The sequence below is a fragment of the Kitasatospora sp. NPDC001119 genome (assembly GCF_053598475.1).
Genome location: NZ_JBSFKI010000027.1, coordinates 71,259 through 92,018 on the forward strand (window position 1 = coordinate 71,259; position 20,760 = coordinate 92,018).

15 protein-coding genes and 1 CRISPR repeat array (1 of these 16 cut by a window edge) are annotated in these 20,760 nt (G+C 72.8%); of the genes, 1 reads left to right on the forward strand and 14 read right to left on the reverse strand.

What is annotated here, in order from left to right:
- Window positions 1-392: direct repeats of the CRISPR family, unit length 29 nt; unit sequence GTTGCAAGCCCTCCAGGGCTGATCACGAC; it begins 89 nt to the left of the window's first position.
- 89 nt (window positions 393-481) lie between these two features.
- Genes cas2 through cas6 form a run of 8 tightly spaced genes read right to left on the reverse strand, consistent with a single transcriptional unit; the run spans window position 482 to window position 8,591 of the window.
- Entirely contained in the window at window positions 482-745 is a 264-nt protein-coding gene (gene cas2 / locus ACWDD9_RS29660) for a CRISPR-associated endonuclease Cas2 (RefSeq protein WP_049652019.1), read from the reverse strand.
- 6 nt (window positions 746-751) lie between these two features.
- On the reverse strand, window positions 752-1,732 hold the full coding sequence (gene cas1b / locus ACWDD9_RS29665; protein ID WP_449813252.1) for a type I-B CRISPR-associated endonuclease Cas1b: 981 nt from the start codon (window positions 1,730-1,732) through the stop codon (window positions 752-754).
- Complete coding sequence (locus tag ACWDD9_RS29670) at window positions 1,732-2,253, reverse strand: CRISPR-associated protein Cas4 (RefSeq protein ID WP_416874762.1); 522 nt, start codon at window positions 2,251-2,253, stop codon at window positions 1,732-1,734. The genes cas1b and ACWDD9_RS29670 overlap by 1 nt, the downstream gene beginning before the upstream one ends.
- Window positions 2,250-4,670, reverse strand: coding sequence for a CRISPR-associated helicase Cas3' (gene cas3 / locus ACWDD9_RS29675; protein ID WP_449813253.1), 2,421 nt, complete (start codon window positions 4,668-4,670; stop codon window positions 2,250-2,252). The genes ACWDD9_RS29670 and cas3 overlap by 4 nt, the downstream gene beginning before the upstream one ends.
- Window positions 4,652-5,359: a CRISPR-associated protein Cas5 gene (cas5, locus tag ACWDD9_RS29680; protein WP_375877056.1), complete on the reverse strand. Its 708-nt coding sequence runs from the start codon at window positions 5,357-5,359 to the stop codon at window positions 4,652-4,654. The genes cas3 and cas5 overlap by 19 nt, the downstream gene beginning before the upstream one ends.
- Window positions 5,356-6,417: a type I-B CRISPR-associated protein Cas7/Cst2/DevR gene (cas7i, locus tag ACWDD9_RS29685; protein WP_449813254.1), complete on the reverse strand. Its 1,062-nt coding sequence runs from the start codon at window positions 6,415-6,417 to the stop codon at window positions 5,356-5,358. The genes cas5 and cas7i overlap by 4 nt, the downstream gene beginning before the upstream one ends.
- Complete coding sequence (locus ACWDD9_RS29690) at window positions 6,418-7,776, reverse strand: hypothetical protein (protein ID WP_449813255.1); 1,359 nt, start codon at window positions 7,774-7,776, stop codon at window positions 6,418-6,420.
- A gap of 50 nt (window positions 7,777-7,826) precedes the next feature.
- The gene (cas6, locus tag ACWDD9_RS29695; RefSeq protein ID WP_449813256.1) at window positions 7,827-8,591 is read right to left on the reverse strand and encodes a CRISPR-associated endoribonuclease Cas6; all 765 of its coding nucleotides are present in this window, start codon (window positions 8,589-8,591) and stop codon (window positions 7,827-7,829) included.
- Between the two features lie 2,593 nt (window positions 8,592-11,184).
- Here cas6 and ACWDD9_RS29700 point away from each other — a divergent pair.
- Window positions 11,185-11,775: a hypothetical protein gene (locus tag ACWDD9_RS29700; RefSeq protein WP_375877052.1), complete on the forward strand. Its 591-nt coding sequence runs from the start codon at window positions 11,185-11,187 to the stop codon at window positions 11,773-11,775.
- A 333-nt stretch (window positions 11,776-12,108) separates the two neighbouring features.
- Here ACWDD9_RS29700 and ACWDD9_RS29705 read toward each other — a convergent pair whose 3' ends face one another.
- The 6 genes from ACWDD9_RS29705 to ACWDD9_RS29730 form a co-directional block, all read right to left on the reverse strand.
- Window positions 12,109-13,527 carry a serine/threonine-protein kinase gene (locus ACWDD9_RS29705; RefSeq protein ID WP_449813257.1) on the reverse strand — a complete coding sequence of 473 codons (1,419 nt, stop codon included), beginning with the start codon at window positions 13,525-13,527 and terminating at the stop codon, window positions 12,109-12,111.
- Window positions 13,528-13,539: 12 nt separating this feature from the next.
- Window positions 13,540-14,301, reverse strand: a complete 762-nt coding sequence (locus ACWDD9_RS29710) for a serine/threonine protein kinase (RefSeq protein ID WP_449813258.1) — start codon at window positions 14,299-14,301, stop codon at window positions 13,540-13,542.
- A 142-nt stretch (window positions 14,302-14,443) separates the two neighbouring features.
- Window positions 14,444-16,537: a family 43 glycosylhydrolase gene (locus tag ACWDD9_RS29715; RefSeq protein ID WP_449813260.1), complete on the reverse strand. Its 2,094-nt coding sequence runs from the start codon at window positions 16,535-16,537 to the stop codon at window positions 14,444-14,446.
- Window positions 16,538-16,579: 42 nt separating this feature from the next.
- Window positions 16,580-18,055, reverse strand: a complete 1,476-nt coding sequence (locus ACWDD9_RS29720) for a hypothetical protein (protein ID WP_449813261.1) — start codon at window positions 18,053-18,055, stop codon at window positions 16,580-16,582.
- Complete coding sequence (locus ACWDD9_RS29725; RefSeq protein ID WP_449813262.1) at window positions 18,052-19,596, reverse strand: peptidoglycan DD-metalloendopeptidase family protein; 1,545 nt, start codon at window positions 19,594-19,596, stop codon at window positions 18,052-18,054. Before ACWDD9_RS29725 ends, ACWDD9_RS29720 begins: the two co-directional genes overlap by 4 nt.
- Window positions 19,597-19,609: 13 nt before the next feature.
- A complete protein-coding gene (locus ACWDD9_RS29730) occupies window positions 19,610-20,593 on the reverse strand; it encodes an alpha/beta hydrolase (RefSeq protein ID WP_049655836.1) in 984 nt (327 codons plus the stop codon).
- Window positions 20,594-20,760 lie beyond the last annotated feature (167 nt).

The following is a 20,760-nucleotide window of genomic DNA, read 5'->3' on the forward strand; positions in this document are numbered from 1 at the left end:
GCGACGCGGGCTCCGCTGACCGTGTCGGCCAACCTGCAGGTGTTGCAAGCCCTCCAGGGCTGATCACGACTGGCCGCCGCCGCTTCCAGGGTCCGCGTTGCCGACCGTTGCAAGCCCTCCAGGGCTGATCACGACGCCGGCAGCTCGGTAACCAACTCCGGGTCAACCTGTTGCAAGCCCTCCAGGGCTGATCACGACACCGCCACCCTCGCCATGGTCTGGAACGCCGCCCCGTTGCAAGCCCTCCAGGGCTGATCACGACGAGTACGCCGAGCAGCTCTCCCGCCGGGTGCTGACGTTGCAAGCCCTCCAGGGCTGATCACGACGTGGCGGCGTAGCAGGCCGTGCCGAAGAAGACCCCGCGTTGCAAGCCCTCCAGGGCTGATCACGACCCGAGGGTAAAGCCCAAGATCAGCGCACCTACGGGCGTCGCCGTAGGCGACGGAAGCGCGGCGACCGGCCGGTACTGCAGCGGCACTGGTCACAGGATCTCGCCCGGCCCTCCGAGGGTGGCGCCGAGTGTTGCTCTGTCGATCATGTCCGGGGAGCGGGCGGTGTAGGTGACGATGCTGTCGTAGCTGGGGTCGATCACGCTGTTGAGGGTGTGGGTGAGGGCGCGGTACTGGGCGGCGGTGAGTTCGCCGTGGAAGACGCTGCGCTGGGTCCAGTGGAGGTACTTGCGGCAGGTTTTCAATACTTTCGGGTTGCGTTCGGCTGCGGTGTCGTAGACCAGGATGACGAACATCGGCGGCTACCACCAGGGCCGGAAGGGCTTGTACGGCACGCCCTCCAGGCACAGCCGGACGAGCTTGAGTGCTTCGAGGTGGATGAGCTCCTCGTAGCTGACCTTCCGCTTCAGCGTCCGGTGGTACACCGTCGTCGCGAGTTCCTCCCGGACGAGAGCGGCGATCTTCTTTCGGCCGTCCGCGCTGAGTGCGGCGCGACCGACTTCCGTCTCGAAGTCGCTGGGCTTGAGGTGCTTCTGGCCGGCGGCCCGTCGCAGTAGCCGTTCGGCGAGCAGGGGTTTGAAGGGTTCGGCGAGGTCGAGGGCGAGGGTGTTGCGGCGGCGGTCAGTGTCGCTGTGCAGGAAGCCGATGGCGGGGTGGAGCGGGGTGCTGCGCAGGGCGGTGAGGACGCGGGCGTAGGTGAGGGCGTTGAGGTAGCTGATGAAGGCGTTGCCGGCGTTGGTGGGTGGCCGGCGGGTGCGTCCGTTGAGGCGGAGCCAGGCGGGGAGGCGGGTGTCGAGGACGGCCCAGGCGGTGCGGCGGAAGTTGCCTTCCTGGCCCATGAGTTCGTCGGTGTCGTGGCAGTCGGGCAGGGCGGTGCGCAGGGTTTCGAGTGCCGGGTCGAGGAGGTCGGTGTCGAGGGCCCAGCGGAGGTTCTCGGCGGTGGCGAGGAGGAGTCCGCGCGCGACCGGGAGGCGTTGCGCGGGGTCGCCGGTGATCTCGACCTGTCGGCGGAGGACGGTGGCGGAGGACATGGCCTCGGCGGGCGCGAAGTGTCCGGCGTAGTTGCCGTAGTGGTCGAGGATGTGGACGGTGACGCCGTGGCGACTGAGGAGGGACATCACGGAGGTGTTGAGGTCGACGTGCTCGAAGGCGACGAGGTCGCGGATGTCCGTGATGGGGATGCGGACGGGGCTGCCGTCGGCACGCTCGATGCGGATGCTGTCGTCCTCGCGGCGGATGCGGCAGGGTCCGGTGAGCCAGTAGGTACGGCCGACGGCGGGCATCAGTCTCCCCAGCAGTAGTCGAGGTAGGAGCAGCCGCGGCAGGCGGCACGGGTCTGGCGGTCGGGGGGTTCGGCCGAGGCGATGACGGCGCGGGCCTCGTCCTCGGCGGTCTCGGCCGCTTCCCGCGCCTCTTCGTTCCAGGGGACATCGGTGGTGCGGCGGATGAGGGGGTAGTGGACGGTGCCGCCGCGCACGTTGACGCCTCGGCGCTCCAACAGCAGGCAGTAGTGCCGGACTTGGGCGTCGTGGGCGGGTGATGGGCTGCGGGAGGACTTGGTCTCGTGGATGACGGCCCCGGCGGTGACCCAGTCGATGCGGGCTTCGCCGAGGTCGACGTCCCGCCGTCGCGTGAACGTGGTCTCGCTCACGACCTCCCCGAAGGCGACGAGGTCGCTGCCGCCTTCGGGCCGGTAACCGCGCGTGTAGAGCCAGAGTTGGCGCGGGCAGTGGCGCAGGTACTTGATGTGGACGCCGCCGAGGCCCTGGTCGTCGCCGAGTGGACTCGCAGGGATGGGTTTCACAGGATCGTCTCCGTTTCGGCGGGCGGGCGGAGGCCCAGGACGGGGTCGTACTCGCCCTTGACGAGATGGACGCCTAGCGACCGGTCGAACGCGTGGCTGTAGGTCTTCAACTGCCCGTAGCCCAGCGGGATGAGCAGTCCGGCGGCGAGGAGCGGGTCCGCCTTCCTGCCGACCGCGAGTCGGCGGTACTCCTCGGTGTCCTCCTCCAGGAGCACCTCCACGGTGTCGAAGCGTTCGCCGAGGGACTTCGCGTACTCGGTGCGGTCGTGGAAGGGGTCGGCGAAGGTGAGGAACTCGGCGGTGAACCCGTCGCGGGCCTCCCGAGCCCTCTCAGCCCACTTGTGGCCCCATTCGGTGTCGTAGGCGAGGGCGAGGAGGCGGTCGATGTCCTCTTCGCTGAGGTCGGTGGCGCCTTCCACCGCCAGGGTGGTGAGCGCCGACCAGGCGGCCTCCACCGCACCCTGGTCGTACGGGCGGTGGCCGTCCGTCCGGTGGACACGGAACTCGACCGCCCCGTCCGGGTGGAGGCCCCGACGGTTGACGCGTCCGGCGCGCTGGGCGACGGCCTCGATGGGGGCGTTCTCCACCGCGCCCCGGTCGAAGTCGAGTTGCAGCGAGACCTCCACCGTCTGCGTGGCCACGACCAGACCGCCTCGACGCGGCGCGTCGTCGGACCGGCGCTCGCGGTGGCGTTTCAGGAGTCGGCGTTCGATCTCGTCGCGGTCCTTGTTCTTGAAGCCCGAGTGGAGGAGCAGCGCGGCGTCCGGGTCGTCGGGGTGCTGCTCGCGGGCGTGGTCGGCGAGGGCGGCGAAGAGGGCCTGCCCCGCGGCAACCCTGTTGACGACCGCCAGCACGCTGTGCCCCTCGTCGATCCACCCTTCCAGCCGCGCGATGCTCTCCGGGTCCGTCAGCGCGAGCTCGTCGACGACCAGTCGGTGCCGCACCGGCGCCGTCCCGGGCTCGGCCCGGTGGCAGGTGACGGGCTGGTGCAGGCTCTCGTCGACGATGGTCAGCAGCGGCGGGGCGAGGGTCGCGGACAACACGGCGATCCTGCTGCCGAGTTGTTCCCACAGCCGCATCGCGGCGCAGAGCCGGCCGAAGGTCTCGGGGTCGTAGGCGTGGAGTTCGTCCAGGACGAACAGGGAGTTGGCCTGTTCGAGGAGGACGGAGGAGTGGGTGGGCCCGGCGATGGCGGCGGCGAGGAGTTGGTGGGGCGTGGCGACGCGCAGGCGTTGGGTGAACAGGCGCATGGCGTTGGCGCGGGCGCGGGCTTTGCGGGCGTCGTCCTTGGTGGGGCCGCTACAGCAGTCGTCCTCCGACGCCTCCGTGAGGAGGGTACGGGCGAGGGCGCCGTGGAGGAGGCCGATGTCGGGCTGCTTCTCCCCCGCGGCCGGGTGGAGGGTGCCCTGGAAGCGCCGTCGGGCGGCGTTGAGGGAGGCGTGGTAGGGCAGGGTCCACACGACCCTGGGCCTGCCCGCCATCGTCGCCAACTGCCGGGCAGCCCAGGAGAGTCCGGCTTCGGTCTTGCCGCTGCCCGTGGGGGCGATGAGGACGAGGTGGCCCACGGTCGTACCGGCGTCGTGCTGGTGCCGGTGCGGCGGGTACGGGAGCCGCGCGAGGTAGTCGGTGGGCAGCGGCATGTGGGTCTGGAGGTCCACGTGGGCGGAGCCGGCGTGGTCGGCCAGGGTGAGGGCGCCCTGGGCCAGGACGGCGAGCAGGCCCTGGTGGGCCTTCACCGGGAGCCTCCAGGCGGTGAGGACGTCCTGGAGGAGCAGGCGGGCCCGGTCGGCGAGCACCGGGTCGTTCGGCCCCGGTGGTGCGGGTTCGGTGCCGAGGGAGCCGGCCAGCCAGGCCAGGAGTTCCTGGTGCAGGCCGCGCGGGACCTGCGGCCGTGGGCCGTCCGGGCCGGGCACGTGGCCGAAGGCCTCGTCCCAGCGGGTCCGTTCGTTGTAGAGGCGGGACAGGGCGGGCTTGCCGCCGCCGAGGGAGGACGCCGCGTGGAGCGGCCGGTGGTGGCCGGCGACGAGCGTGGCGATCAGCAGGCGCTCCTCGCTGCCCCACCCCGCTGCCGGGGCCAGCAGGTCGACGTAGGCGAGGGAGAGGACCTCGTGGCGCTCGCCCCAGGGTTTGCCGCCGGGTTCGACCTGCCGCTGGAACAGTTCGGCGATCTTGCCCGCGTCGTGCAGCAGCGCCGCGACGCGTACGAGGCTCCAGAACTGCGGTTCGGTGGCGATGACGCCGGCGGCCCCGATGCGCGCCTCCAGCTGGGCGACCGCGTCGTGGACGGTGCGCAGGTGGGTGGTGAGGCGTTCGGGGTCTTCCCGGGGCAGCGACTTGGCCCGCAGGTCGGTGAGGGCGCGCCTTCGTGGTGGGACCAAGGGTGGGGCCAGGGGTGGGGTCAGGGGGTCAGCAGCCATACGGCTTGGGTGTCCTCGTTACTGGTGGGTGCTTCTCGGTAGGCGCCGCGGACCGGTGCCGCCCCAGCGGGTTCGTCGCACCACAGGTACGGCGACCAGCGGGTGGTGAGGCGGTCGGCGGAGACGGTGTCGGCGAGCCGGTGCTCGTGGGCGGAGGGCACGTCGTGGCCGTCGGCGGGGGCGAGGGCATGGCCGACGACCGCCCGCTCGGCAGGTTCGAGGACGACGTGGGCCAGTCCGGTGAGGTGGACGAGGTCCTGGGAGCGGCCCAGGCGCAGGGCGTGACGAGGCCGGCGCAGCGCCCGGGCGAACCGGTCGCCGTCCGCTCCCGGTTCGGGCAGCCACAGGGTCAGGTGGACGTCGGCGAGGAAAGGCCGGTCCTTGGCCGTCGTGCCGCCCTTTCCGGCCCGGATGCGGCCGCCGGCGGACGGGTTGCTGCCGTCGGCGGCGATCGGATGGTAGGTCTCGGTGTCGGTACCGTGGCCTTCCGACCAGGCCGCCATGCCGAGGACGAAGGGTTCGGCGTACGCGCCGGTGGCGGCCGCCAGCAGCCCGCGGACGGTGGACGGCGGCGGCACCGGGAGAACGCGGGTGACACCGGGGAACAGCGGGTCCCGGAAGGAGGCCACGGGCGCGTGGAACGTCGCACGCAGGGCCCGTACCGGCCCGCCCGGTGGCGCCGGGGTCATCGCGGCTCCGGGTCGTCGAACCAGCCGTCCAGCTCGCCCGCGCGCAGTTCCTCCGCCAGCTTGAGCAGAACAGTCCGGGGGTGGTCGACGACGATGGTGCCCTCGGCCAGCTGCCGCTCGCACTGCTTCTCGAAGTCCTCGCGCGCCTGGTCGCGGAAGCCGGGCCGCCAACCGATCCGTACCGGCCCCTCCCACTCCCCCGCCCACGCTTCGAGCTCCTGGACCAGGACGTCCCCGCGCACCCGCACCCCCGTGTCGGGGTCGCTGTCGATCACGTGGCCCAGCGGGTTGATGCCGCCCTTGAAGGCGACCAGGACGATCAGCGCGGGCACCCGGTCGCCGTAGTGCAGGGCCTGCTTCGCCCCGCCGCTCAGGTGCGCGATCGCCTCGGGCAGCAGCGCGGCCCGGCGGCGCCGCTCCTCCAACGGCAGCCGTACAGCCGGCTGGTCGCGGAACGGGCCGGTGGTGGCGCCGAGCGCGGCGGCCTCCGCCACCTGGAGCGCCTGCTCCTGGGTGAGGTAGTTGGGCCGGCCCACCCCGTCCGCCCCGGGCAGCGTGAACGTGCCGATCCTCGGAAGGTCGAGCAGGAAGGGCGCGGCGAGGTCGGCGGTGTAGAACTCGTGGCCGTGCAGGACGGGTTCGGTCACCCCCCGGGACATGACGCCGAAGTCCTCGGTCGGATAGGCGGGTTCGACGGACATCAGGGTGCCGAGCATGAACGGGCTGTCGCGCAGGGTGGTCGCCGCGTCGTCCTTCTTCGCACCCGCCCGCATGTAGCCGAACAGGTCGTCGTCCGCGTAACGGACCGGATCCGCTTGGGTGTTGGCCTTCTGCGCCTTGCCCTGGGCCTTGCCCACCCGGGTGACGGGCGACGGCACCGAACCGCGCTCGACCATCGTCTCCCGGATCCAGCGACGCGCCGCCTGCGCGGACACGTACGGGAACTTGCGGCCCCTGATCCGCGCGAACTTGACGCGGGAAACCGTCTCCTCACTCCGCCCGTTGTTGGGTGCCCCGGCCTGCACGGAGAGCACCATCATCCCTGCCAGGTAAGCCATTTACGCCTGCTCCATCTCGTATGCGTCGTACTCGTCCTCGGCGTCCACGCCGAACGCCGGTTGCTCCGCCAGCTCCTCGATCTCGCGTTCCTGCTGCGGGTCGGGCTCCTTGCCGCTGATCGCGACCCCTCGGCGCTGGAGCATCACCGACACCAGCGCGAACAGGAGCATCCGCTGCTCCCAGGCACGCGGCCGGCGCCCGATCAGCGGCTTCCACAGCTCGGGGCCCGCCAACGGCGTCTTGTTCCCGTCCAGTTGCAGACGCGTGTAGGCCTTCACCATGAGCGCGCCGAGCTGGTAGTCGTTGAGCGCGGCCCTGCGGTACTCGGCCAGGCGCCCGCGCGAGCCGTCCTGGGCGATCCAGTCGGCGATCAGCGTCGCCACCGGTTCAAGATCCGTTTCCATTCCGAAGACCTCCTCGGCGTAGGTGAAGGCGAGCCTGACCAGGGCCTCGCGGTCGTCGACGCTCCACGCGCCGTCGGGATCCGCGAGGAGGCGGTGCACCTGCCCGAGCAGCGGGCGACTCCGTCCGTCCTCCGCCTCGAACAGCAGCCGCGCCGCCTCACTCGCGCCGCTCCTCCCGGCGTCCGGCCGAGCCAGGGCACGACGCAGCAGGTGCCAGCCACGGCGCAGCGGCGCGTTGCCGTCGACGGTGGCGAGGAAGGCCGGGACGGCGCGCCGGGTACGGGTGACGCGCAACCAGGGCTCCTGGTTGTCGTTCTTGAAGCTCCACAGAGTGGTCGCGCACAGGCCGTCGGTGGCGTCCCGCAGCGCGGCGAGGACGACCAGCTCGGGCCTGGCCCCGGCGGGCATCCCGGTGAAGCCGGCCTGCATGACGCGGCGGGCACGCCGTACGTTACGGCCGGCGAACTCCCGTTCAGCGCCTTCTTCTTGGCAAGACAGGACGGTAGCCGAGCCGGCCGTCACCCAGGCACCGTAGGGCAGCGCCCACATCGCGATCCGGCACCCCCGGCAGACCGGCCAGCCGGGGACGCCGGGTGGCAGGGTGTTCAGGGCCTTGCTGGTGTCGAACAGGGGGAGGTTCGACTTCGCCCAGACCACCGCCGTACCGGCGCCGCAGAACGTGCACGGCCGCACCGGCCCGGCCTGCGGGGCGTCCGGGGCGAAGAGCCTTTCGATGTCCGGCCTCAGCACGTTCGGGTCGGAGGGCCGCTTGCTGTGCGTGGCCTTCGAGTTCGGGTACAGCGCGAACAGGACCTTCCACCAGTCGTAGCGGCCGCCGCTGTCCTTGGGTGCCGTCGCGGCCGCCAGCACGTCCGCCACCAGGGTGGACGCCATGGCGTCGAGGTCTGCGGCGCTCACCCGGCCCGGGCCGTCGCGCTCGGCGATGACGGCCACGGCCCAGGCACCCGCCCGCTGCAAGGGATGACCGGACGCGACGAGGGCCGTCACCGTACCCACCCGAAGCCCTGGATCGTGTCCAGGCCCAGCCCCCAGGAACGGATCGCGTTCACGAACCGGCCGTCAGCCTCCATCGCCACCCGCACCCGCGCCCCGATCCGCGGCGCCCCGCGCACCGTGAACCGCCGCCGGGGGCCGGCCTCCAGCACCCGCAGACCGTGCGGGGCCGGCAGGCCCAACATGTCCGCCTTGTGCGCCAGGTTGTGCTGGAGGCGGTCCAGGTAGTGCTCGTCGCCCGGGAGCAGGTTCCAGCTCTCGTGCTTGAGCACGACCGGCGTCATCGTCTCCAACTCCACCGGCCCCTCCCCCGGCGGCAGCACCGCATCCATGTCCACCGCGACCCCGCGCACCCGCAACCGCGTTGCGCCCCACACCAATTCCTCGGCCCCGGCCAAAGCGCGCACCAACACCGAAGCGATCTCCGGCACCGGCGACCCGAACCACACCGAACCGTCCCGCGACGTGGAGTACACGCCCCTCTTCCGCGGCGCCCCCAGAAACAGCGGCCCGGCCACCCCCACCGGCTTCAACGGCTTCCCCCGCCACCCGCCGTCGTGCAGGGCCTGTGCCAGAGCCTCGTCCTGCCCACCGATCAACCCGTACACCACGCCCCGCGCCGCCCCGTGCACGTCCTCCCACCGCACGCTCGACGCATCCGGCGTCACATCGACCCTCACCCGCACCAGACTCTCCCGACCCGCGTGCCGCAACCCGAACACGCCGCAACGTAGTTGGGCGTGAACGATCGACACCGCATTCCTCACGATTTGGAGCAATAGCCAGCCATATGTGCTAGAGGCCCCGGCCACGCCGCCAGCCCCGCGACGGGAATAGCGTCCACCTGCAGAGGCACCAGCCCCAAAACGCCCTGACCTGCCACGATGCACTACCGCCGAGTCGCCGCAACAACATCGCCGCACGCAATCCGCACGCGCCGCTGGACCTGGTGCTTTACCCTCGGGTCGTAATCAGCCCTGGAGGGCTTGCAACGCATCCTGTTCAACGCGGCCAGCGCGTTGGTTAACGGTCGTAATCAGCCCTGGAGGGCTTGCAACAACTGGTGGCTCCGATGCCGAGGGCGGCGGCGACCGGTCGTAATCAGCCCTGGAGGGCTTGCAACTCGTAGGCCGCGATCGCCCGCACCAGCGCGTCGTAGTCGTAATCAGCCCTGGAGGGCTTGCAACAGGCCTTGTTGCCGGGCCGTGGCGATGACGGCCGCAGTCGTAATCAGCCCTGGAGGGCTTGCAACAGGTTGAGGATCTGTCCGCACAGCACGACGGGCATGCGTCGTAATCAGCCCTGGAGGGCTCGCAACATGATCATGCGTTCCAGGACGTCCTCCAGGGCGGATCGTAATCAGCCCTGGAGGACTCGCAACGCCAGGCCGCTGCCGATCCACCGCAGGTCCCGCTCGGGTCGCAACCAGCCCTGGAGGGCTCGCAACATGCTCGCGCACCGTTGCAGCAGGAACGCGCACGCGGTCGTAACCAGCCCTGGAGGGCTCGCAACGAGGTGAACAGGCTCACGGGGCTCTCCCGATGGGGGGCGGTGATCGTTGGTGAGATCCGACAAAGGCCGCTAGCCTTGGCGGGCCGACACTCGTACGGTGCCGTCGTGGCGCCGGTCAGGTTCGTTCTCATCAGCCCTAGAGGGCTTGCAATGAGCGCGCCATAGAGTTGGCCGAGAGGCTGGCGGCGGTGAAGTCCTCGGGCGGACACCGCCGCTGGCCAACACGCCCATCCGAACCAGTCTCGACAGCTCCGCGACCAACTCTCAGGGTCGACGTAATCACCCATGCGCGGTGCCAGTCCGCTCCCGGTGCCACTGCTCCCGAACTTGCTCGCAGGTTGATTCATCGGAGCGAGTCATCTAGTTCGCTGATGAGCTCACCGGCATCGCGAGGGCCCACCAATCAAGACGGGCGTCCCACGATCGGGTGACATCAGCCCCGGGCCGGACTGCTCCCAAACCACACTCATCATCCGACACTTAGCCTCTCACCTGCGGCTTTATCAACTGTCGGATGCAGCAGCCAAGCCCAGCGGCCAGCAAGCCTTGGGCTGATCCATGAAGGACCAACCAATACTGGTGCTGCCCTGAGCGCGAAGACCCCAGCACTATGCGCGGCTTGTCGCCAAGGCCTCTGTCCCGTGGGGGGATGACCAGGTGAACGTCTCGGAATCCGTTCTCGTGCTCGTCGACGCGCTGCTGGCCGCCGTCGTGCCGGGCGCTGCGGTTGCCCGCGTAGTGCCATCCGCAGCGATGCGTCCGGATTGGCATCGCGAGCGGTGCGTTCAGGGACCGCATCCCCTCACTCCGCTATGCGCCCGCCGGCAACGGCTGGAAGCCCGAATAGATCCTCCGCCAGCTGCCGCGTGCGTCTTGAGGTCAGGTACCGAAGGTGTGCCGGAGCCGCTGGCCATCGCCTGTGGAGTCGCCCGGCTCCGGGTACCTCTGGTTCCCCGGGCTCCCGGGAGGGCCGACGCGGCCGGTCGTTCCGGGGTGGGCGCCCACAGGCTGGGTGTCGGCCCGGCCGCGTGATCTACACCCCTCCAGCTTGTCGATTCACTGGAGGATGGAAGTGCGGTTCATGGAGTTGCTGTGGCAGGACGAAGCTGCGGTCAAGGTCGCGGGAGTAGTCCTGAGCATCGTGTTGGAGTGGTCCCTTCAGTTCGTCAAGGGCCGCGCCAGGCGGCGGGCGGATCTGCCGCCCGGTACAACGGTGGAGCCGTCCGTACGGCGTCCGCGCCGTACCCGGCGGTCGTCGCGTCGGGTGGCCGAGTTGAAGCGGTCGAGGGCTCGGTTCGACCGTGCCCCGAAGCCGCGTCCGGAGGGGGGTGGCCGGAGCAGTGCACGGCAGCGCCGGCCCGGGCAGCGCCGCCGTCCCGGCAGGCGTGCCTCTTGACTGCGGGCACGATCGGCCGATGCGCCCGGAACTGGATGCCGGGCGTTCCGTAGAGCCGGTTGCAACGCCGTAGCGGGCGGCCAGGGCGCGGAGTGGCCTCCAACCCGGCCATCGGCGGGGTACACGGGAGTGTTCGCCGGCGGCTCCGGAGGATGCAACTCCCCTGCCGGGGCGACATACTGGATGTCCCCCTGGGAAGCCCCGGGCGTGCGGCCTCGTTCGCACGCCCGCGCTCTGCCTCCTCTGATGTACCGCCAGAGGCGATCGGCGGGTCCCGGCCCCGGAGGTCCGGCCACAAGGGGACCATGAGACTCCGTGGATCGTGCGGGCCCGTCCGTGGGTCCGCTTCGTCGTCGTCCGTCGTGCCTCCGGTGCGGCGCTCCCGTGCGCACCGTGCGCGCCGGGTGCTTCCGCTCGGGCGGCCGGGCGTGCTGCTCGGGGTGCCTGTGGCGTTGTGCTGTCTGCTCGCGGCGGCGGCTCCCGCCCACCCCGCCGTCCCGAGGACGGCCCGCTCCCCGACCCTGGCCGACCAGCCCCACGGCCAGCAGGCGTACGGCAAGGCCGACATCTACCTCTTCAAGGTGCCCGAGGGCGTCACCTCGCTGAACCTGTACGCGCTCGGCCCGGGGGGCGGGGGCGCGCCCGGTGGCGGAGGTGGGGGTGAGGGCGGCGGAGGAAGCGGTAACTGGACCTTCCTCGGCAGCGCCACGGGCGGCGGCAGCGCCGGAGGGGCCGGTGGCGGCGGCGGGGGCGGCGGAGCGGCCCTGGCCTGCACCGCCGTGCCGGTGACCCCGGGCATGCGCCTCGTGGTCATCGTCGGCCGGGGCGGCGTCCCCGAAGGTCGGAGTGGCGATGGCGGTGCAGGTGGTGGGGGCGGTGCGGCGGGCGCCACTCTGCGCCCGGCCGAACCCGGTGCTGCGGGGACGGCGGGGTCCGTCGGCGCGAGGCCCCGCAATGGCGGGGACACCTTCGTCCGCGTTCACAACGGTTCTGCGATCACCGGATCCTCCGGGGCGGGGACGGAGGCGTGAGCGGCAGCGCGGGCCGGGGCGGTGGCGGCGGCACCGGCGGCAGCAGCGGCGGGGCAGGGGCGGGAACGGCGGCGCACCACCGCCCGGCCCGGACGACCAGTCGGGTACCGGTGGCGGCAGCGCCAGGAACACCGCTGTGAGCACCGGCGGTGACGGGTACGTCCTGATCACCCGGTAGCCCGCTGCCAGGGCATTTCCCGCCCGTTCCGTCCGCACACCCACTGCGCGGACGGGACGGGCGCGGTCGCGACGGGCCTGGTCGGCGGCGGTGCGGCCGTAGGACGGTGGCGACCTCGCGGCCGGGGTCGGGAAGACCGATGGCGCGTAGGGCGGTTATGGGCAGCGGAGCAGGGCGGGGCGGTCGCGGGTGCGGACGGCGGGGAGCCAGGCGGGGGTGTGGCCTGGGAGGCGGATGCGGTACCAGAGGGTGGAGGTGAGGTCTTCCTCGTTGATGACGGGGAGGCCGGTGGGGAGTTGGCAGTCGGCGTCGAGGGTGTCGTTGTGCCAGACCCGGACGGGGCCGACGTTGTCGGCGGTGTAGGGGCGCAGGGGGTCGACGGCGAGGCCGAGGCTGCACTGGGGGTCGTGGTCGGTGCGGTCCTGGCAGCCGCGTTCGGCGTTGAAGACGCGGACGTGGGCGGGCTGTCCGGGCGACGGTTCCGGGTGTGGCCAGAGGGCGGTGGCGGTGACGGCGGCCGTGGCGCAGGAGGCGATGGCCAGCAAAGCGGTGCTCGGACGGCGCGGGCGGCGTGGCCCCCGGTCGGAGCGGATGCGCGCGAGCAGGCTCTCCGCCGTGTGCGGGGCGCGGGCGGCCTGGGTGGGGGCGAGGCAGTCGGCGGCGAGGGCGCGCCAGAACGGGGGGACGGCGGCGGCCAGTCGCAGGGCGGCGCGGCCTTCCGCGTACTGTTGGGCCGCGGCGCTGCGGGCGGTGGGGGTGACGCCGGGGAAGGGGCGGCCGCCGTCGGCGAAGACCTCGTGGATGACGATGCCGAGCGCCCAGATGTCCGCTGTGGTACGGACTTTGACGCCGTGTTCGCCGAGCGGTTCCGTCCAGCGTTCCGGCGGGAGGTAGTCGGGGGTGCCCATCGGGGAGCAGTGGCCGTGGGTGCCGGTGAGTTCGATGGCGAGGCCGAAGTCGGAGAGGCGGACCTCGCCGTCGGCGCCGATGAGGACGTTCTCCGGTTTGAGGTCGGTGTGGACCCAGCCGGAGCGGTGCAGGTGGGCCAGGCCTTCGCAGATGCCGGTGACGATCCGGGCGCCCTCGGCCTCGTCGACGCCGAGGGCGAGCAGGTCGCGCAGGGTGCACCGGGCGCGTTCCATGACGAGGACGATCGCGCCGTCGAGGGTGGGCTGGTCGGGGGCGGCCAGGACGAGGGTGTCGAGCAGCCGGACCAGTCGGGGGTGCGGGGCGGTGCGGCCCAACTCGGTTTCGCGGCGGGCGGCTTCGGCGACCTGGCGGGCCTGGCGGGGGGCGAGTCCGGCGGTCGGCAGCACCTTGAGGGCGACCGTGCCGTCCGCGTCGTCCGCGCGGCCGGCCCCGCCGTCGGCCCGGCGGGCGGCGTAGACCGTCGCCCAGCCGCCCTCGCCGAGCAACCCGGTGACGGTCCACTCGCCGACCCGGTGGCCGGCCGGCAGCAGTTCCTCGCCGTCCCCGGGGAAGTCCTGCTCGGGGACGCCCTCCCTGGGGACGGCCTCGCTGGGGACGCCCTCCCTCGGGACGGCCTCCCCGGGAAGGGCCGGGTCTTGCGGCATCTCCGCCCCTCCCTACCGTCCGGTGCGGGCGGGTTCGGGGGCCGGCAGGAGCGCGAGGTGCTCCTCGCGGACGATGCCGAACTTCAGGGCGAGCCCCACCACGGCCTCGCGTTTGCCGCTGCGGCGGTCCGCGCGGTCGCCGTCGGGCAGGTCGATGCGGAGCTTCTCGTCGGCGAGGTAGTCGAGGTGCGAGCTGACGGCGCGGGCGGTGAGCCGGGCGCAGGCAGGGTGGCCGTGCAGCCGGGCGACCACCTGCGGGGTGGTGGGGACGGCGGCCGGGGAGCGGTCGCGCAGCCACGGTTCGCAGAGTGCGACCAGGACCAGGAAGTAGGTGGCGGTCTCGTCCAGCGAGTACGCCGTCATGGTGCGGCTCTCCCGGGAGCCGCCGTGGGCGCCCGGGTCCAGGTAGACGTGGTCGGGCGCGAACACCTGGAAGGAGAGCGGGGTTTCCCGCCGGGAGGGCAGCACCACCCGGGAGAACTCGAAGGGGATCGGCGCGCCGATCCGCCGTGGCGGCACCCGCAGGTACTCGCCGGCGCCCTCCGGGTTCTCCACCAGGTAGGCGTGGGTGTTGCTGAGGTTGCTCAACTGCCAGTGGTCGTCGGTCGCGTGGATCTCACCGGCCAGTCGGGAGACCGTCTCGTCGCCGAGGCGCAGCTCCACGGGGATGCGGGCGGAGCCCCGGCCGAAGCGCGCCCGTTCTCCCGGACCGAGCCGTAAGGTCACCGTGTCGTCGCCGTTCCCCTCCGGCAGGTGGACGACAATCCCGCTCACCGTTCCTCCGTCCCGCGCACCGCTCCCCCGTTTCGCGCGCCGGCTCTTGCCGGACGGACGAACGGTACCTCTTCGCGTACGACAATAAACCGGATGCCGCAGGCTACTTGACAAAGCGGGAGCGGAGGGTACAGGCGTTCGGTCAGCGCATCGGCGCCCCCGAACGCACGGGTGCCACCGCACCCATCGGCGCCCCCGACCGCAGCGGCGCCACCGGCCGGTCGCCGAAGGCGGCCCACGGCCGCCAGCCGCCACCGGGCCGGTCCTGGACGCGGGTGCGCACCCGGCCGTCCTCGGCCACCGCGAAGACGTGCAGCCGCCCGGTGGAGTCGGCCGCGGCCGAGGGCGGCGCCGCGAGCACCAGGCCGGGCTCGCCGAAGTCCTCGCCGAGCACGTCCGTCGGTGCCCAGGCTCCGGCGGGCGCCGACTGCCAGCGGTGGGCGAGGCGTTCGCCGCCCGGGGAGAGGGTGAAGGCCTCCAGTCGGCCGTCCGAGCCGGCGATCACCGGCGGCGCGGCGGTGGACCAGCCGAGCAGCGGCTGCCAGGCGTCCCAGCCCCCGCTGGGCACCGACTGGCGGCGGTGGAAGGCGGCCGTGCCGGACGGGGCGATCGCGGTGACGTTCAGCCGCCCGGTGCCGTCGCGGGCCACCCTGGGCGCGGCCCCGGCGGGCGTCCCGAAGGGCTCCCAGGCGGACCAGGTGCCGCCGGGCGAGGTCTGCCAGCGGTGCAGCAGCGCGGCGCCGCCGGGCGCGAGCGCGAACACCTCCAGCCGGCCGTCGGCGTTGGCGGCGACGGCCGGCGGCGCGCCCGCCGGGCCGCCGAAGCCCGGGTCCCAGTCGTCCCAGCCGGTCGAGCCGGGCGAGGACTGGCGGCGGCGGGCGATCAGGGCGCCGCCGGGGGCGAGCGCGAAGACCTCCAGCCGGTCGTCGGCGTTCCGGGCGACGGCGGGGGCGGCGCCGGCCGGGCCGCCGAAGGCCTCCCAGTCCGACCAGCCGCCGTCGCTCCGCTGGACGCGGTGGTGCAGGGCGGCGCCGTCGGGGGCGAGCGAGAACACCTCCAGCCGGCCGTCGGCGTTGCGGCCCAGGACGGGCACCGCGCCGGCGGGTGTCCCGAACACCTCCCAGTCCGACCAGGTGTCGGTGTCCGGGCCGGTCTGGACCCGGCGCAGCACCGACCGGTCGGCGGCGTCGAGGGCGAACACGGTCAGCCGGCCGTGGACGTCCGGGGCGGCGACGGGGTTGTCCGGGCTCTGCCAGGGCGGCGGGGTGGACCGCCAGTCCAGCGGGGCCAGGTAGAGGCCGCGCCGGAACCAGCCGACGGCGCTGGCCCACCACTGCCGCCCGTCGGTGACCACCTCCACCGCGTGGCCGGGCACATGGCCGGCGTAGCCGTCGAGGGAGAAGCGGAACGGGTCCTGGGAGGCGAGGACGTCGGTGCCCTCGTACCCGTTGCGCGGTCCGATGAACAGGTGGTACCAGCCGTCCCGGGCCACCACGAAGGGCGACTCGGTGACCGAGACGCCGTCCGCGGCGGTGGCCGCGTCGGCGAAGGCCACGCCGGGCTCGCCCCAGGTCAGCAGGTCGGTGGAGCGCCGGTAGCAGACCTGGTGGCGGCCGCCGGGGGCGGACAGCTCGGTGTAGTACATCACCCACTCGGCGCCGATCCGCAGCACCATCGGGTCGCGGGCGGCGGTCCCGCGGAACAGCGGACCGGACGGCAGCCTCGTCCAGGTGGACAGGTCGGTGGAGGTGGCGGCGTTGACCGCCGCCCCGGCGCGTCCGCCCGCCGCGTAGAACATCCAGTGCACGCCGCCCGACTCGACGACGTGCGGGGCCCACAGGTGCTCCTCGCCGAAGTACGAGGCGTCGACGGTCAGCGCGTCCGGGTGGCTCCGCCACGGCCCGGACGGGGAGGGCGCGGAGGCGTGCGCGAGTGAGACCTCGGCCGCGCTGTCGGGCGCCTGCCCGGGCGGCGCGCTGTCGCCGACGATGCTGAACAGGTGCCAGCGCCCGTCGGCCTGGACCAGGGTGTGGTCGTTGAGGTAGCGGCGGCGCGCGGTGGACGGGTCGTAGACGTGGTCGAACGGGCCGGCGCCGACCCAGACGGCGCCGGCGGAGGCGCCGGCGGGGACGGCGGGGACGGCGGAGGCCGCCGGGGCGGTACGGCCCGCGAGCGGGAGCACGAGGGCTCCCGCTCCGGCCGCCCGCAGCAGGCCGCGCCTGCTGATCGGGTGCATCGCTGCGCTCCAGGGGGTTTCCGGCGGGGTCAGCCTGCGTGGTCAGCCGGCGGCGGGTCCGTGGGTGGTGTTCAGCCAGGCCCACTCGGACCAGGTGGAGAAGCCGGTCTGCCAACGGTGGTGCACGCCGTCGGTGTTGGCGCCGAAGACCTCGATCCGGCCGTCGGCGTTGTTCGCCGAGCCGATCTCGGTGCCGCCGGTGCCGAAGGTGTCCCACTGGCCGTACGGGGCGTTCAGGCCGGTCTGCCAGATGTGCTGCGCCGTACTGCCGTTGATGGCGAACACCTCCACCCGGCCGTCCGGCGAACGCCCGCTGGTCAGCTGCGCGTCGGCGGGACCGCCGGTGGCCTCCCAGCCGGACCAACTGGTCGGGTCCGTCTGGTACTTGTGGTAGACGCCGGCCGGACCGGAGGCGAAGACCTCGAGCCGGCCGTCCTGGTTGTGGCTGACGGTGAGGTCGTGGCCGCCGGTGCCGAAGGTGGAGTCCCAGGCGGACCAGCCGCCGTTGACGGCGGTCTGCCACTGGTGCTGGAAGACGCTGCCGTTGAGGGCGAAGACCTCCAGCCGCCCGTCGGGGGCCTTGCCGAGTTCGATCTCGCTGTCGGCGGGGCCGCCGCCGGTGCCCTCCCAGCCGGACCAGCCGCCGTTGGGCGCCGTCTGGTACCGGTGGAAGACGCCGACCGGTCCCGAGGCGAAGACTTCGAGCCGCCCGTCCTGGTTGGAGCCGACGGCGAGGTCGTGGCCACCGGTGCCGAAGTCCTCCCAACCGGACCAGGCGCCGGACGGCTGGAGCTGGTAACGGTGCTGGAGGGTGGTGCCGTTGAGGGCGAAGACCTCCAGCCGACCGTCCGCGTTCAGGCCGATGGCGAGTTCGGCGCCGGCCGGGCCGCCGAGGTCCTCCCACTCCGACCAGCCGCCGTTGACCACGGTCTGCCAGGCGTGCGAGACGCCGTTCTTCCCGGCCGCGAAGACTTCGAGGCGTCCGTCGGCGGACCGGGCCGAGACCACCCGGCCGGACTCCGCCGGGTACTCCAGCGGTGCGGGGCCGGGCTCGTGGTGGCCGAGCCGGTCGACGGCGGCCTGTGCCTCCTCCAGGTGCCGCACGTGGGCGCGCGCGCTGTAGGTCGACCACTGGTGCCAGTCGAGGCCGCCGTTGGAGATCCGGTAGGCCGCGTCGGCGTTGCACTGGGCGTCGTAGGCGCAGGCGTCGGAGACCTCCTTGTGCCAGTGGTCGTTGATCTCCCACAGGCCGCGGTCGACGGAGTAGTCCGGCTGGTTGCCCTGGCGGTTGGAGGCCAGCGGGTTGCAGCTGGACTCGGCGAGGCCGACGGCGATCGCGGTCACCAGGGCCTCGCCCCGGAAGCCCGCCTGGTAGGCGACCTCGGCGCACAGGTCGCTGCCGGTGGCGGCCGGAGCGGAGGGGGCGGCGACCGTCAGGCCCGCCGTGACGCCCAGGGCGGCGATCGCGGACAGCAGGGCGCGGTGGGGCGCCCGGCGGGCGTGCTGCGGTCCGGTCACGGGGTGGCTCCTCGACTGGCGGCGGGCCCGGGAGTGGTGTTCAGCCAGGCCCACTCGGACCAGGTGGAGAAGCCGGTCTGCCAACGGTGGTGCACGCCGTCGGTGTTGGCGCCGAACACCTCGATCCGGCCATCGGCGTTGGCGGCGGCACCGATCTCGGTGCCGCCGGTGCCGAAGGTCTCCCACTGGCCGTACGGGGCGTTGAGGCCGGTCTGCCAGATGTGCTGCGCGGTGCTGCCGTTGATGGCGAAGGCCTCGACCCGGCCGTCCGCGGTCAGTTCGCTGGTGAGCCGGGAGTCGGCGGGGCCGCCGGTGGCTTCCCAGCCGGACCAACTGGTGGGGTTCGTCTGGTACTTGTGGTAGACGCCGACCGGCCCCGAGGCGAAGACCTCCAGGCGGCCGTCCCGGTTGTGGCTGACGGTGAGGTCGTGTCCCCCGCCGCCGAAGGTCGCGTCCCAGGCGGACCAGCCGCCGTTGACGTCCGTCTGCCACTGGTGCTGGAAGGTGTCGCCGTTGAGGGCGAAGACCTCGAGGCGGCTATCGGGGGCCTTCCCGAGCTCGATCTCACTGTTGGCCGGGCCGCCACCGGTGCCCTCCCAACCGGACCAGCCGCCGTTGGGCGCGGTCTGGTAGCGGTGGAAGACGGCGGCCGGTCCCGAGGCGAAGACTTCGAGCCGCCCGTCCTGGTTGGCGCCGACGGCGAGGTCGTGGCCCCCGCCGCCGAAGTCCTCCCAGCCGGACCAGGCGCCGGACGGTTGGAGCTGGTAACGGTGCTGGAGGGTGGTGCCGTTGAGGGCGAACACCTCCAGCCGGCCGTCCGCGTTCGGACCGATGGCGAGTTCGGCGCCGCCCGGGCCGCCGAGGCTCTCCCACTCCGACCAGGCCCCGTTGACCACGGTCTGCCAGGCGTGCGAGACACCGCTCGCCCCGGCGGCGAAGACCTCCAGGCGCCCGTCCGCGGACCGGGCCGACACCACCCGGCCGGACTCGGCCGGATACACCAGCGGCGCGGGCCGGGGACCGCTCCCGGGGACGCAGGGCACGGTGACGCCGCGCTCCGTGAGGTACGGCTCCGGGTCGGTGCGCTGGGACGCGTTCGGGTCGGCCCAGACCCGCAGGTGCAGGTGCGGGCCCGTGGAGTTGCCCTCGCTGCCCATCAGCGCGATCTGCTGGCCGGCCCTCACGTCGTCGCCCTCGAACACGTCCCGCCGCTGCATGTGCCCGTACTCGGTGATGGTCCCGTCCGGGTGCAGGATGCGGATCCACTGGCCGTAGCCGGACACCGGGCCGGAGATGACGACCTTGCCGTCGCCGACCGCGTAGATCGGGGTGCCGCGGTTGTTGGCGATGTCGATGCCGTTGTGCTCCGCGGTGTAGTGCTGGGTGATGGCGCCGTCGGTCGGACAGGCCGCCGCGAACCCGGCGGCAACAGCGGGAGCAGCGGTAGCGGCGGGAACGGCGACAGCGGGAGCGGCCGGGACGGCGACCGGCAGCAGCAGGGCCACCACGGCCAGGGCCCGCCGCGAGGTGCGGGAGATCATCGGTGCGGCCCCCTCACGCCTTGCGGAGGCGGCCGATGATGCCGTCGATGTCGCGCCGCATCATGTCGGGCCGGATGAAGTGCCCGCCCGACTCCTCGTGGGCCTCGTACGGGATGCCGGCGCCGTCGAGCAGGGCGCGGAACTCCCGCTGCCCGGCCAGCACCGCGGTCTCGTTGAAGGTGTCGAAGGGGTTGGTCGGGTCGGGGCTGGTGCCGGCGACCAGGAAGATCCGCTTGTTGCGGTAGCTCTCCAGGCGCTCGACCGGGTTGTCGGCGGTCACCCTGGCCTGGTCCCACAGCGGCGCGCCGTAGATGGTGCCGCCGGCCAGGTCCTTGACGGCGGCGGAGACGTTGGCCCAGTGGACGACCGCGCCGTTGTCGCGGCGCAGGCTGGCCGGGCCGGAGTGGGCGCTGACCGAGGCGAAGTGGCCCCAGTACTTGGCCGCGTACTTCAGCGCGCCGAAGCCGCCCATGGAGAAGCCGGAGACGGCGCGGCCCTCGGGCTCGGCGAAGGTGCGGAAGTTGGCGTCGACCCACGGGATCAGCTGGTTGATGTGGAAGGACTCCCAGTTGCGGGGGCCGACGTTGGTGCTGACCGGGTTGGAGTACCAGCCGGCCTGCCCGCCGTCGGGCATCACCACGATCAGGGGCTTGCCGATGGTCCAGTCGCGGACGCCCTGGCGGTCGAACTCGATGAAGTCCTGGAGGCCGCCGTGCAGGAGGTAGAGGACGGGGTAGGTGCGCCCGCTGGTGTGGTAGTCGTCGGGGAGCAGCACGTTGACGGCCGGGTCCCAGCCGATCTCGGCGGTGTGGAAGCGGTAGTACCACATCCGGGCGTCGGCCTCGCCGCGGTCGGTGATGTGCAGGCCGAAGCCGTCGTCGGCGGCGTGGGCGGTCGAGGCCGTCGCGAGGACGCTCGCGCCGCCGAGCGCCAGCGCGGCGCCGAGCCCGCCGGCGGACTTGAGGATGCTCCTGCGGGTGGGGTGGTTCGCGGTCACCGTGACCTCCTGAGGGTGCGTGTCGGCGGCCGGTCCGCGACCGCCGGATGTCCGTCGTTCGGACGGTTCGGACGGTAGCCACCCGCCGGGGGGCGCGGAATCCGGAACCATACGGACTGACAGCGGCGGGGCCGGGCGCGGAGACTGGTGCGTTCCCGGAGCGTCGG